This window comes from Enterobacter cloacae complex sp. P47BA (assembly GCF_014930485.1).
Lineage (GTDB): Bacteria > Pseudomonadota > Gammaproteobacteria > Enterobacterales > Enterobacteriaceae > Enterobacter > Enterobacter bugandensis.
In genome coordinates, this window is record NZ_JADBRF010000006.1 from 60,018 (window position 1) to 74,053 (window position 14,036).

Sequence of the window (14,036 nt, forward strand, 5' to 3'; positions counted from 1 at the left end):
GTGGCGCTACAGCGTATTCAACCGCGCCGGGCAGCGTTCCAGCAGCTCCACGCTGCCGTCCTCATTCTGCTGCTCCAGCTGCACGTCAAAGCCCCACAGGCGGTGCACGTGCTTGAGCACCTCTTTACGTCCTTTATCCAGCGGCGCGCGGTTGTGCGGGATATAGCGCAGCGTCAGGGAGCGGTCGCCGCGCAGGTCCACGTTCCACACCTGAATATTGGGTTCAAGGTTGCTCAGGTTGTACTGGGAGGAGAGGCGCGAGCGGATCTCCCGGTACCCTTCCTCGTTGTGGATCGCGGAAATCTCCAGATAGTTGTTGCGGTCATCGTCCAGCACGGTGAAGAACCGGAAATCGCGCATGATCTTCGGCGACATGAACTGGCTGATAAAGCTCTCATCCTTAAAGTCGCGCATCGCAAAATGCAGCGTTTCCAGCCAGTCAGAACCGGCGATATCCGGGAACCAGTACTTGTCCTCTTCCGTTGGTGACTGGCAGATGCGCTTAATATCCTGGAACATCGCAAAGCCCAGCGCATACGGGTTAATCCCACTGTACCACGGGCTGTTGTAGGGCGGCTGGAACACCACGTTAGTATGGCTGTGGAGGAATTCCATCATGAACCGCTCGGTGACTTTCCCCTCGTCATACAGATGGTTGAGGATGGTGTAGTGCCAGAATGTTGCCCAGCCTTCGTTCATCACCTGGGTCTGTTTCTGCGGATAGAAATACTGGCTCACCTTACGCACGATACGCAAAATCTCGCGCTGCCACGGCTCCAGCAGCGGGGCGTTCTTCTCCATAAAATAGAGCAAGTTTTCCTGCGGCTCGGACGGATAACGACGCGCTTCGGCAATCGTTTTTTCCTCCTCACGCTTCGGCAAGGTGCGCCACAGCATGTTCACCTGGCTCTGCAGATACTCCTCGCGGCTTTTCTGCCGGGCTTTCTCCTCCTGCAGTGAGATTTTCTGCGGGCGTTTATAGCGGTCCACGCCGTAGTTCATCAGCGCGTGGCAGGAGTCGAGCAGCTTCTCTACCTCGTCCACGCCGTAGCGCTCTTCGCAGTCGGTAATGTATTTACGGGCGAAGATCAGGTAATCGACGATGGAGCTGGCGTCCGTCCAGCTGCGGAACAGATAGTTATTTTTAAAGAAGGAGTTATGGCCGTAGCAGGCGTGCGCCATCACCAGCGCCTGCATGGTAATGGTGTTCTCTTCCATCAGATAGGCGATACACGGGTTGGAGTTAATGACGATCTCATACGCCAGCCCCTGCTGGCCGTGCTTGTACAGCCGCTCCGTTTCAATGAATTTTTTACCAAACGACCAGTGCGGATAGTTGATCGGCATCCCGACGCTGGAGTAAGCGTCCATCATCTGTTCGGAGGTAATCACCTCAATCTGATGGGGATAGGTATCCAGGCGATACAGTTTTGCCACCCGGTCGATTTCGGCGAGGTAGACATCCAGCAGCTCGAAGGTCCAGTCGGGTCCATCGCTCAGACGTGTGTTGTCCTTGTTCAGGGAATCAATAGTAGCCATTAGCGCGCCCTCGTTGTGGGTGCTCTCTCTGTCTGGAGAGCCTCCTTTCAAGCATAGATCAACGTGTTAAAAAGCGTGCTGGCGCAGAAATTTTTTCTTTGCGATTTCCCGTTTTTGATACGGCAAAAAAAGCGCACCCATCAGAATTTTATGCTGGTTAAAAATAAAGCTCAGCAGGAGATCCCAAATTATCCCTGTCCCCTGATGCTGGGGGATGTGTGAGGTAAGTCACCATAAAAAAGTCGTATGTTGAATAATATTTTCAACTAGGTTATCAATCTGTAATTAGATGATTGTTCTTTTGCTCATAATGGAGTGGCTATGCGTGTTGTCATACTGGGAAGTGGTGTCGTTGGCGTAACCAGCGCCTGGTATTTAAGTCAGGCGGGACATGAGGTTACCGTTATCGATCGTGAATCCGGCCCGGCGCTTGAAACCAGTGCGGCAAATGCCGGTCAAATCTCTCCTGGCTATGCGGCCCCGTGGGCGGCGCCCGGCGTGCCGCTGAAGGCGATCAAATGGATGTTCCAGCGCCACGCGCCGCTGGCCATCAGCCTTGACGGCACGCAGTTCCAGCTGAAGTGGATGTGGCAGATGCTGCGCAATTGCGACACCCGGCACTACATGGAAAACAAAGGGCGCATGGTGCGTCTGGCGGAATACAGCCGTGACTGCCTCAAAGCCCTGCGCGCGTCGACGGGGATTGAGTACGAAGGCCGTCAGGGCGGCACGCTGCAGCTGTTCCGCACCGAGCAACAGTATGAAAACGCCACCCGCGATATCGCCGTGCTGGAAGATGCCGGTGTACCGTATCAGCTGCTGGAAGCCAGCCAGCTGGGGCAGGTGGAACCCGCGCTGGCCGAAGTGGCCCACAAGCTGACCGGCGGTCTGCGTCTGCCGAATGACGAAACCGGCGACTGTCAGCTCTTTACTCAGCGTCTGGCACAGATGTGCGAGCAGGCTGGGGTGAAATTCCGCTTTAATACCTCCGTCGACAAGCTGCTGTCGGAAGGCGAAAAAATTTATGGCGTGAAGTGCGGCGACGAGGTGATAAAGGCGGATGCCTACGTGATGGCGTTTGGTTCCTACTCCACCGCCATGCTGAAAGGCATCCTCGATATTCCGGTCTACCCGCTCAAGGGCTACTCATTGACTATCCCGGTGAAAGAGGAGAGCGGGGCGCCCGTGTCAACCATCCTGGATGAAACCTACAAAATCGCCATTACCCGCTTCGATAACCGTATTCGCGTCGGCGGCATGGCGGAGATTGTCGGCTTCAACACCGAGCTGCTGCAGCCGCGTCGTGAAACGCTGGAGATGGTGGTGGGCGATCTCTTCCCGCGCGGCGGGTTTGTGGAACAGGCGACGTTCTGGACCGGCCTGCGTCCGATGACCCCGGACGGCACGCCAATCGTGGGCCGCACGCCATACAAAAACCTGTGGACCAATACCGGACACGGCACGCTCGGCTGGACGATGGCCTGCGGCTCGGGCCAGCTGCTGAGCGACCTGATTTCCGGGCGCACGCCGGCAATTCCGTTTGACGATTTAAGTGCTGCGCGCTATCAATCAGGATTTACGCCATCGCGTCCTCAGCACCTGCACGGCGCGCATAATTAAGGAGTTGTCATGTCCCGTCCTGTTCTGGCTCAGCTGGATCTGCAGGCCCTGAAGGAAAACCTGCAAATTGTTCGCCGGGCAGCACCTGGTTCGCGCGTCTGGTCAGTCGTCAAGGCAAACGCCTACGGCCACGGTATTGACCGTATATGGAGCGCGCTCGGCGCGACCGACGGTTTTGCCTTACTGAATCTGGAAGAGGCCATCCTGCTGCGCGAGCGCGGCTGGAAAGGGCCTATTCTGCTGCTGGAGGGGTTCTTCCACGCGGACGATCTGCCGCTGCTGGATAAGTATCGCCTGACCACCAGCGTTCACAGCAACTGGCAGATTAAAGCCATTCAGGATGCGAAGATCCACGCTCCGCTGGATATTTATCTCAAGGTGAACAGCGGCATGAACCGCCTGGGCTTCCAGCCCGAGCGGGTGCATACGGTCTGGCAGCAGCTGCGCGGCCTGAAAAACGTCGGCGAAATGACGCTGATGGCGCACTTTGCCGATGCGGAAAAACCGGACGGCATTGCTGATGCGATGATCCGCATTGAGCAGGCGGCTGAAGGGCTCGATTGTCCGCGCTCCCTGTCGAACTCGGCGGCGACGCTTTGGCATCCTGAAGCCCACTATAACTGGGTGCGTCCGGGGATCGTTCTGTACGGTGCATCACCCTCAGGCCAGTGGCAGGATATCGCCAACAGCGGCCTGAGGCCGGTCATGACCCTGCGCAGCGAGATCATCGGCGTGCAGACGCTGAAGGCGGGCGACACGGTAGGCTACGGCAGCCGCTTCCGGGCGAAGGGCGAGCAGCGGATTGGCATCGTCGCGGGCGGTTATGCCGACGGCTATCCGCGTATCGCGCCGACCGGCACGCCGGTTTGGGTGGATGGGGTGCGCACGGGCACGGTGGGGACCGTCTCAATGGATATGCTGGCCGTTGACCTGACGCCATGCCCGCAGGCGGGCATCGGTTCACCGGTCGAGCTGTGGGGCAACGAAATCAAAATTGATGACGTGGCGGCCGCGGCGGGAACGGTAGGGTATGAACTGATGTGTGCCCTGGCACCAAGAGTGCCGGTTGTGACGGTGTAACTTGTATCTTTGCCGGGTGACGCGAAGCCGCCACCCGGCAAAAAAACTACTCCGCGTCCTCTTCCATCGGCCTCAAACCGACCTTCCGCACCGCGTTATCTTCTTTTTCTGCCACCGTCCAGATCATCCCGGCAAACTCCACCTGGTCACCCACAACCGGCGCAGCGCCAAGCCGCTGCTGAATGATTTCGCCCAGCGTTTGCGGGTTATCACCGTCTTCTGCACCTTCATCCAGGCCATAAATGAGCGCCACATCCGCAAATTTGGCGCTGGCTTCCAGAATAAAATCGCCGAAGAAACGCTGGTCCAGCGCCACGGGAGGCGACTGGCTGAACAGCTTGCCCAGCGCGGGCAGGTCGCGCTCGCGGCCAATGACGCAAAGAATATCCCCTTCGCGCAGGCGGGTGCTGCCGGTCGGGTGCAGCAGGACATTATCGCGGAACAGGGCGGCAATACGCGTTTCAGTCGGCATGTGCAAATCGCGCAGCGAGGCCCCCACGCACCATTTATCGGCGCTTAGCTGATAGACGAACTGCTCCCACGGGTTTTCCGGGTGAATGTCCAGCCCTACGCGGGAGACCGGCCAGCCTACGGGCGGCACCACCACTTTGGCCTTTTTCGCCGCCCACCCGAGCGACGTGCCCTGGAACAGCAGGGAAATCAGCACTACGAAGAACGCCACGTTGAAGAACAGCCGCGCGTTGTCGAGGCCGGCCATCATCGGGAACACCGCAAGGATAATCGGCACCGCGCCGCGCAGGCCGACCCAGCTGATAAAGACGCGCTCGCGCAGGTTAAAGCCGCGAAACGGCAGCAGACCCGCAAACACGGACAGCGGACGGGCGAAGAAGATCATCCACGCCGACAGCAGCAGCGCCGGAACGGCGATCGGCAGCAGGTCCGACGGGGTCACCAGCAGGCCCAGCACCAGGAACATGCCGATTTGCGCCAGCCACGCCAGGCCGTCAAAGTTCTGCAAAATAGCATGACGGTTGCGAATAGGGCGGTTGCCCATCAGGAACCCGCAGAGGTAGACGGCGAGAATACCGCTGCCGTCCAGCGCGGTGGTAACGGCAAAAATGAGAATGCCGCCGCTCAGCGCCAGCAGAGGGTAAAGCCCCGAGGGCAGAGAAATGCGGTTGATCGTCTGCTGTAACAGGTATCCCCCCGCCAGGCCGATGACAATCCCCAGCCCAAACTGCTGCAGAATATGCAGGGCAAACATCCAGCTCAGGCCCGTCTCGTGCTGCTGGATCATCTCTATCAGCGTGATGGTCAGGAACACAGCCATCGGATCGTTACTGCCGGATTCAATCTCAAGCGTTGAGCCAACGCGTTCGTTAAGCCCTTTACCCCCAAGCAGGGAAAAGACCGCCGCCGCATCGGTAGAGCCAACGATTGCGCCAATCAGCAAGCCTTCCATCAGATTGAGATTGAAAAGCCATGCGGCCATCATCCCGGTGAGGCCAGAGGTGATCAACACGCCGACGGTCGCCAGCGACAGCGCAGGCCCTAAGGCCACGCGGAAGGAGCTCGCCTGAGTGCGCATCCCGCCGTCGAGCAGGATCACCGCCAGCGCGAGGTTACTCACCATGTAGGCGAAGGGATAGTTATCGAAGGGGATACCGCCGATGCCGTCAACGCCGGCCAGCATGCCGATGGCAAGGAAAATAACAAGAATGGGTATGCCAAGACGCGATGAAAATGAACTTAATAAAATACTGCTGGTTACAAGTACAGAACCCAAAATGAAAAGGCTGATTATCGCTGCGGCATCCAATGTTCTCTTACTCCCACCTCAATGTTAACGCTGTTACTAAAACCCTAACATATTAACAACGGCAACAGCGTTTTATTAAGGGGGTTTTTTATGCTTTTATGACCGGATGACCGCCGATCGTTAACCGACTACCCGAAACATCATGTGTAAGCGTCGCCTGCGCGCCCAGCGCAAGGGTAACGGTCTGCTGTTCATGGCCAAAATCCAGACCGGTGATAACCGGAATATCCAGCCGCGAGCGGATGAAATCGACCATCGTTTCCAGGGAGTAGCCTGCATCATAGTCATTCGGGGCAGAGCCGCTGAAGCTGCCCAGCACGATCGCGGACTGGCGATCGAGAATACCGGCATGATAAAGCTGCAATAACATACGCTCGACGCGGAACGGATGTTCGTTAATATCCTCCAGCACCAGAATGCCGTCCTTGATTTGCGGCATCCACGGCGTGCCGATGAGCGAGACCAGCATCGCCAGGTTACCGCCCCAGAGCTGGCCCTCACATTCCCAGTGCGGTCCAGTGCCTTGCCATTCCACGCTGTAGGTGGGATTGCGCAGCGCGCGCCAGAAATGCTCCATGGTGAACGCGTCCAGTTCCGGCGCGCCGAAGTTACCGGCCAGCATCGGGCCGCTAAACGTGATGACGTTATGCAGCGCCAGAAGACCAAGCTGGATGGCGGTGAAATCGCTGTGGCCGCATATCAGCAGCGGATCCTGCTGCTGGCGCTGCGCCAGGCCCTGCCAGTCAATGCTCTCAAGCAGCCTGCTCGCACCATAGCCGCCGCGCACCGCAAGGACTATTCGGTTTTCGCCCTTCAGGTTCACCAGGCTATTGATATCATTTAACCTCTGCGCTTCTGTTCCGGCAAAACGCTGCTGGCGGCGGGGGATCATTGTCTGATTTTCTACCTGATGGCCGGATTCCAGTAAGCGCTGAACGCCCCGCTGCGCCGCGTCCTGGTTAATACAGTAGCCCGACGGCGCGATGAGATGAAACTGAGACATGGCAATTCCTTGCTGAATGAGAAACTAATTGTCTATATCATGCCGCGTATACGCCGCCTGCTTCAAGGGCGGCGCACCGCGATGACCGGCTATAAGGATAGATGACGTGAAATTGAGATGGTTTGCTTTTTTGATTGTTTTGCTGGCTGGCTGTAGTTCAAAACATGATTATCAAAACCCGCCCTGGAATCCGGAAGTGCCGGTGAAACGGGCCATGCAGTGGATGCCGATCAGTGAAAAAGCCGGGAAGGCATGGGGCGTCAGCCCGCGGTTGATCACCGCCATTATTGCGGTGGAGTCCGGTGGCAATCCTACGCTTGTCAGCAAATCCAACGCGGTGGGGCTGATGCAGCTGAAAGCCTCTACGGCGGGGAGAGAGGTCTACCGCTATATGGGCTGGAGCGGCCAGCCGTCGACCAGCGAGCTGAAGAACCCGGAACGCAACATTTCTATGGGGACCGCTTACCTGAGCATTCTGGAACACGGCGTGCTGAAGGGCATTGAGGATCCGGAAGTGATGCAATACGCGCTGGTGGTCTCGTACGTGAATGGCGCCGGGGCGTTGCTCAGAACCTTCTCCTCTGACCGCAAAGAGGCGATTGAGGAGATCAACGACATGGACAAAGATGAGTTCGTCGAGCATGTGGCGAAAAATCATCCGGCACCGCAGGCGCCTCGCTATATCTGGAAAGTACAGAAAGCGATGGATGCCATGTAATGCCGCAAACGGGCGGCGCTCGCTGCCCGACTTTTCCTACAGAACCTTATTCGCACGTTCCCGTGCTTCCCGTTCCAGCGAATAGATAATGCGCTGCAGCTCGCGCTCCGCGCCGGGCCCGACGTTCAGAAAACGGAAGCTCAGACGCGGCGTGGTAATCGTTTCATTTTTGCTGTCCACCACCGTGCGCTCGCTGATGGCAATCAGCTGTGCATCGAAATAAAAGCGGCCCCAGCCCGCCATATCCAGTTCAATTTGCGTGAACCGCATGCCTTCTACCAGACCCTCCGGCTTCGGGGTATCCATCAGCGCGCCCATTCCACCCAGCGACAGGTCAAAGAGACGGAAGCGGATCTCTTTTTTGTCCGGCATTTTAGCCTTACAAAAATAGGCAGGATGAAGCGGGGCGCTGATGCGAAAATATTCACGACGCTGGACAAACCAGAGGTTGCCAGGAAGGGGGGTAACAAAAGCAGGAAGGCCCTGGTACTCGCTCAATTCCAGTCGCGGCAGGACAAATTCCACTTTGGCCCCATGGGTTTCGGCCATGACCACGATATTCTCTGCTTTCAGCGCCGCGCGGTTTTCATACTCCTGGCTACCCAGATCGATAACCAGTCGCTCCTGCGAGACGTCAAGGATCTTGCTGATGAACTGATTATTCGACCAGCTGATGCGCAGCGGCACTTCGCCTTTTTGCAGGTCGCGTAATACCCCTAATACAGCCAGCGGATTTTGCTTGAGGAACTGCTCACTGTAATGACTCACGCCGGATGGCTCCTTGATTGATGACAGACTGTCTTAGCGTTATCGGCAATTCACCCTCAAACTTAATACAAACCGGTGAGATTTTTTTACCGTTGTCCGCAGGATAAGTCGGTGAGACGAAACTGGTTTTCCGGTGATGACCTATACTTAAGTTAGCTGTGCAGAAGGTTTTCTGCACATGCGTTTAATCTGCAAGAGGGCATTGCTATGGGTATCATCGCCTGGATTATCTTTGGCCTTATTGCCGGCGCTATCGCAAAACTGATCATGCCGGGAAACGATGGCGGCGGCTTTATTCTGACCTGCGTACTCGGGGTCGTTGGTGCGGTTGTAGGCGGCTGGCTGGCGACGATGTTTGGTTTTGGTGGTGACATCAGTGGTTTCGACATGCACAGTTTCCTGGTCGCTGTCGTGGGAGCCATTGTCGTGCTGGGCATATTCAGATTACTGCGACGAGCATAAAATGACAGAACGGCTCTCTGCGGAGGGCCGTTTTTTTTGCCGCTATATTGATTTGCTAATCTAAATGATAATAATTGTCGTTCCGTATTGCATGTAATCACAAGACGACATTATGAACTCCTCACGTTTTACGTTATGCACCCTGGCGGGTGCCGTCACGCTGGCATTGCAGGTCCAGGCTTTCGCCGAAGAATCAACCATTGTCGTCACGGGCTCAGAGCAGGGCAGCGCGCTGCCGGCCTGGACCAACAGCGCCACCAAATCGGCCGTTGCCGAAAGTAAAACGCCGCAGGTTATCAACACGCTCTCTGCGCCGGAGATCGAAAAGCGTCACGCGAACTCCGTGAATGAAATCCTGCGCTATGCCCCAGGCGTCTCAACCGAGGTGCGGGGGAATACCTCCTATATGAGCGAATACAAAATTCGTGGCTTTACCGTTGATCAGGAGTTTTACAACGGACTGCAGCTACCCTATAACGTCACCGGCAACACCAAGGCGCGCATCGATCCGCTGTTAATAGAGAGCGTCGATATCCTGAAAGGGCCTTCATCGGTGCTTTACGGCGGCGGTTCGCCGGGCGGGCTGGTAAATATTCAAAGCAAAAAGCCGCAGCGGGAAGCCCGAACCGAGGTCGGTTTTAACACCGGGAACCGTAATCTGAAAGAAGGCTACCTCGATTCGACCGGACAAATTGCCGACAGCGACTGGAATTACCGCCTGCTGGGTAAGGCGACGGAGAATGACGATCAGCCGCACACCAGCCGCTATGAAAATTATCTGGTCGCCCCGTCCGTTACATGGCAACCCGACAGTAAAACCCGCCTCACCCTGGATGCGCTGGCGCAAAACTCCCCGAGCCTGACGCCGTCTAACCCGCTGCCGCTCGCTTATCTGCGGTCCAAATATGCCGATCGCCGGGATTACGCCGGAGATGAGTGGAGCGGGTTTAAGCAGCGGCAGTGGATGCTGGGCTACAGCTTCGAACACGAGTTTGACAGCGGCTGGGGCTTTAATCAGAAAGCGCGCTATTTCGACGTCGATACCCACCAGAACAGCGTCTACGCGACGGGAACGGGAAGTGAGGTCTATCAGCTTAACCGCTTAGCCTATACCACCGATGAAGATCTTAAGAGCTTCAACATCGACAACCAGGTGACTAAAACCGTTGCGCTGGGCGAATGGAAACACCATCTGCTGGCCGGGTTTGACTATCAGAGGCTGAACTCCCATTTCCACTACCGCTACGCGTCGACTACGCCGGGCATGGATATGCGTAATCCGGATTATTCGCAAATCCACGAAAGCGCGCTGGGGCTCTACACCGCCCAGAAAAACCGCCTCAGCTATCAGCAGAACGGGTATTACCTGCAGGATCAGGTGGAATTTGGCGGCTTAAATCTGTTGGGCAGCCTGCGCTACGACGATTACCGCTCCGTCACCACCGATTACCTGCAAAACGGCGATAAGGCCTGGGTATCGCAGGATCGCGTTACCAAACGCCTGGGGGCGCTTTACGCCTTCGATAACGGTATTTCGCCGTTTATCAGCTATTCAGAAGGTTTTGCACCGGTCTCGCCGCAGGGGACGCTCACGGCGAAAGACGTCAAGCCAACCACCAGCAAGCAGGTGGAAGGCGGGGTAAAATATCTGCTGGCCGAGTACGCCACGACGTTTACCGCCTCGGTGTTTAGCATCCGGCAGAAAAACGTCGTCACCTCCGACCCGGGCTTCCTGAACTACCGTCAGACTGGTGAAGTGGAATCCAAAGGCGCGGAGCTCTCCGCCATCAGCCGCCCGACGGACAACCTGACGCTGATTGCCAACTATGCCTACACCCACGTAATGAATACCGAAGATGATAAATACCAGGGCAAGCGTCCTACTCAGGTGCCGGAAAATGCGTTCAACCTGTGGGGGGACTACACCTTCGAGAGCACGCCGCTGAAGGGGCTGATGCTGGGCGCCGGGGCGCGCTATACCGGGCCGATGGAGATTTCACCGTCTAACGATGCGGGTAAGCTGGGGGGCACTACGCAGTACGATCTGGCGGCGTCGTACCGGATGGGCGAAATTCTGCCTTCGCTGGCGGGGCTGACGCTTAAGGCGAGTATGCAGAACATCACCAATAAAGAGACGCTGACCTGCTACGATGCGACTAACTGCTGGATTGGGCGTGACAGGACGTATCAGCTGGGAGCGAGTTACAGCTTCTAAATCCCTGTGAGTTCAAAATGAAGGCCGGGTAAGGCGTAGCCATCACCCGGCAATACTCCCTTACTGCGCCGAAGCTTTCACCGGCGCAGCCTCATCATTCGCCGCAGGCTGATTTTCCGGCACGCTGTCGCACGGTTTCTCTTTCGGACAAACCAGATCCAGCATTTTCAGCGTCACGCCGTTACTCCAGCCGAACCCATCCTGGAGCGGATATTCACCGCCGCCACCGCCGGTTCCGGTAGAAGAGACATCATACTTCTCCACCAGCTTCTTCTCGCGGTCGTAAGTGTGCTGAACGTTCTTCAGGAAGCGCCAGGTCACGTCCATTGCAACCTTATCCTGCCCATAGTTCTGCAACCCTTCCGTTGCCACCCACTGCAGCGGTGCCCAGCCGTTTGGCGCATCCCACTGCTGACCGCTGTTGATGGTGGTGGTGGTAATACCACCCGGCTTCAACAGGCGCGCGGAGGTGGCCGCGGCCACTTTATCGGCGCGATCCTGTGCCGCCGCCTTCACGTAGAGCGGGAAGAGGGCTGCCGCCGTGAGCTGGTTACGCACCTTCTTACTCTTAAGATCGTAATCGGCGTACCAGCCCTCTTTATCGTTCCACAGGTGGCGCTCAATGGCTTTTTGACGCGCGGTTGCTAATGCCTCGTATTTACTCGCCGCCGCGCTGTCGCCCGCCTCCTGGCCTGCTAGCGCGAGCAGTTTTTCCATTTTAAACATCAGGGCGTTCAGATCGACGGGCACAATGCTGGTGGTGCGGATGGTGCCGAGCTTTTGCGGGTCGTCCATCCAGCGGGAGCTAAAGTCCCAGCCCGAGGCCGCCGCGGAGCGCAAATCGCGGTAGATCTCCGTCGCAGGCCGGTTAGGGTTGCTCTTCGCCGTGGTGATATCGTCAAGCCAGGACTCCGGGCGCGGGGTATCGCGATCGTCCCAGTAGCGGTTGAGTACGGAACCGTCATCGAGCTTCACCACGCGCTGGTTAGCTTGCCCAGGCTGAAGGCTTTCTACACCCTCCATCCAGTAGGTGTACTCTTTCTCCATTTGTGGACGGTATTTTTTCAGCGCGTCTTTGTCATGCGTCGCCAGCAGCTCAACCATCAGTGAGAAGAACGGCGGCTGGGAGCGGCTCAGGTAGTAGCTGCGGTTACCGTTGGGGATATGGCCGAAGGTATCAATCTCATACGCAAAGTTATCCACCATATCGCTGATTTTGTCCCAGTGATCGCTCTCCGCCAGGCCCAGCATGGTGAAATAGCTATCCCAGTAGTAGACCTCACGGAAGCGCCCGCCGGGCACAACGTAAGGTTTCGGTAACGGCAGCAGGGAATCCCATTTGTTACTGGCTTTATCCGTGGTGCGCGTCAGCACAGGCCAGAGGTCGTCAATGTGCTCACGTAAGCTTTGTCCCGCTGGTGGCACATATTTTTCACCTTCCGCAGGCAGCGTGAAGTTCATCTCCACAAAGTGGCGCAGGTCAAAGCTTGTCTGGGTGTGCTGCATCCGGTAATCCGCCAGAATCATCAGCGGGTCGCTTTTGGGAACGGCATCGGCAAAGGTTTTCTGATCGGGAAACAGTTTGGCACTCTGCACGTCGTTAAACAGAGGGCCCAGTAAAATATCGGGTGAAGTTGTCTGGGCGGTGGGGCTATCGTCGGCATATCCCAATGTCGTTACGCCGAGCAGCGCGCCACCTAACGCAAGGGGCAAAAAGGCGGGGCGTAGTGTACGAGGTCTTATCATGAGTTCGTCTCCTGTCTTCACTAAACAGCGTGACCGCTGTTGTCAATCACCTGAAAACCTTAGACGAATATTGCCCGCTTCGCGTTAAATATTGCCGCGCTATCAGACCTCTTCCGGCGTCTGACCGGCTTCCCGCAGCGTGCCCGGCGCATGGCCAATGATGCGCTTAAAGGCCCGGCTAAACGCCGCCAGCGATCCGTAACCCAGCCTAAGTGCGACCGTTTCAATCGGCTGATTTTCGTGACGAATGTACTGAATCGCCAGCCGCATTCTCAGTTCGCTGAGATACTTTGCCGGGGTCGTCCCCGTCGCGGCCAGAAACCGTTCGGCAAACACGGAGCGTGAGGTGCCCGCTTCTTTCGCCAGATCCGCCACGCTCCAGTTCAGGCCAGGCTGCTGGTGCATGGCGTAAATGGCCCGGCTCAGGCGCGGGTCGCGTAAAACCTGCACCCAGCCGGTAGCTTTACCGCAGCCGCCCTCAACCCAGCCGCGCACAATTAACGCCGCCACCACATCAGCCAGCCGGGCAAGGATCCCGGCGAACCCGGCCTGACGGGTCATGGATTCTCGCTCCATCGCCGCCAGTAGCGGATGAATTTCCGGCCAGGTGGACATCAGCCGGCTGACCATCATCACTTCCGGCATTGCTTTGATCAGCGGCTGCATCCCGCCGAGCTCAAAATCCATACACCCGCTAAAGATGATGGTGTTCTCGCTCTCCGGACAGGGCTCGCAGGTAATGGCGCACACCGAGCCGCAGATAGGTTCGCTCGGAAAAGCGTTCACCGGGGTAATGGCTGCCTGCGCGTCAGAGAGCAGGGCGTGGGCATTCCCGCCAGGAATAAACAGCGCGTCGCCGCCGCTCAGTTCGAAGGTCGCACCGCTCTCCATACGCAGCAGGGCGCTACCGTGGCTCACAAAATGGAACTGCGCCTTACCGGGCGCCTGGTGGAACGCCACGCCAAACGGCGCGCTGGCTTCAATCCGTCGGTATTTCACACCCGACAGGCGCATGCCGCGTAAGAGTTCGCTGATCAAATCGGGGGACTGAACGGTCATGGCGCAACTCCGGACGAATAATCAATAAGTGGAGATTATATGTCAT

At 57.2% G+C, this 14,036-nt stretch carries 11 protein-coding genes; 5 read left to right on the plus strand and 6 right to left on the minus strand.

The window, feature by feature from the left end:
• Positions 1 to 6 precede the first annotated feature (6 nt).
• Positions 7 to 1,539 (minus strand): SpoVR family protein, encoded by a 1,533-nt coding sequence (locus tag IM299_RS08360; RefSeq protein ID WP_023293929.1) that lies wholly within the window; start codon positions 1,537 to 1,539, stop codon positions 7 to 9.
• A 321-nt stretch (positions 1,540 to 1,860) separates the two neighbouring features.
• Here IM299_RS08360 and IM299_RS08365 point away from each other — a divergent pair, with 321 nt between their 5' ends.
• On the plus strand, positions 1,861 to 3,159 hold the full coding sequence (locus tag IM299_RS08365) for a D-amino acid dehydrogenase (RefSeq protein ID WP_041909503.1): 1,299 nt from the start codon (positions 1,861 to 1,863) through the stop codon (positions 3,157 to 3,159).
• Positions 3,160 to 3,168: 9 nt separating this feature from the next.
• The gene (gene dadX, locus IM299_RS08370) at positions 3,169 to 4,239 is read left to right on the plus strand and encodes a catabolic alanine racemase DadX (RefSeq protein ID WP_059355711.1); all 1,071 of its coding nucleotides are present in this window, start codon (positions 3,169 to 3,171) and stop codon (positions 4,237 to 4,239) included.
• 46 nt (positions 4,240 to 4,285) lie between these two features.
• Here the strand turns inward: dadX and IM299_RS08375 are convergent, their stop codons facing one another.
• Both IM299_RS08375 and ldcA read right to left on the minus strand, forming a co-directional pair.
• On the minus strand, positions 4,286 to 6,019 hold the full coding sequence (locus tag IM299_RS08375; protein WP_041909504.1) for a potassium/proton antiporter: 1,734 nt from the start codon (positions 6,017 to 6,019) through the stop codon (positions 4,286 to 4,288).
• 88 nt (positions 6,020 to 6,107) lie between these two features.
• Positions 6,108 to 7,022 carry a muramoyltetrapeptide carboxypeptidase gene (ldcA, locus tag IM299_RS08380; protein WP_193357303.1) on the minus strand — a complete coding sequence of 305 codons (915 nt, stop codon included), beginning with the start codon at positions 7,020 to 7,022 and terminating at the stop codon, positions 6,108 to 6,110.
• Between the two features lie 106 nt (positions 7,023 to 7,128).
• On the opposite strand from ldcA, the gene emtA reads away from it, so the two are divergent.
• Positions 7,129 to 7,740 (plus strand): membrane-bound lytic murein transglycosylase EmtA, encoded by a 612-nt coding sequence (emtA, locus tag IM299_RS08385; protein WP_028013510.1) that lies wholly within the window; start codon positions 7,129 to 7,131, stop codon positions 7,738 to 7,740.
• Between the two features lie 36 nt (positions 7,741 to 7,776).
• On the opposite strand, the gene IM299_RS08390 is transcribed toward emtA, so the two are convergent.
• Positions 7,777 to 8,508, minus strand: coding sequence for a flagellar brake protein (locus IM299_RS08390; protein WP_045630797.1), 732 nt, complete (start codon positions 8,506 to 8,508; stop codon positions 7,777 to 7,779).
• 207 nt (positions 8,509 to 8,715) lie between these two features.
• On the opposite strand from IM299_RS08390, the gene IM299_RS08395 reads away from it, so the two are divergent.
• Positions 8,716 to 8,970, plus strand: a complete 255-nt coding sequence (locus IM299_RS08395) for a GlsB/YeaQ/YmgE family stress response membrane protein (protein WP_028013508.1) — start codon at positions 8,716 to 8,718, stop codon at positions 8,968 to 8,970.
• Between the two features lie 112 nt (positions 8,971 to 9,082).
• Positions 9,083 to 11,185: a TonB-dependent siderophore receptor gene (locus IM299_RS08400; protein ID WP_193357304.1), complete on the plus strand. Its 2,103-nt coding sequence runs from the start codon at positions 9,083 to 9,085 to the stop codon at positions 11,183 to 11,185.
• A 60-nt stretch (positions 11,186 to 11,245) separates the two neighbouring features.
• Here the strand turns inward: IM299_RS08400 and IM299_RS08405 are convergent, their stop codons facing one another.
• Both IM299_RS08405 and IM299_RS08410 read right to left on the minus strand, forming a co-directional pair.
• Complete coding sequence (locus IM299_RS08405; RefSeq protein ID WP_193357305.1) at positions 11,246 to 12,931, minus strand: alpha,alpha-trehalase; 1,686 nt, start codon at positions 12,929 to 12,931, stop codon at positions 11,246 to 11,248.
• A gap of 102 nt (positions 12,932 to 13,033) precedes the next feature.
• Positions 13,034 to 13,990, minus strand: coding sequence for an AraC family transcriptional regulator (locus tag IM299_RS08410; protein WP_047364871.1), 957 nt, complete (start codon positions 13,988 to 13,990; stop codon positions 13,034 to 13,036).
• Positions 13,991 to 14,036: the final 46 nt, after the last annotated feature.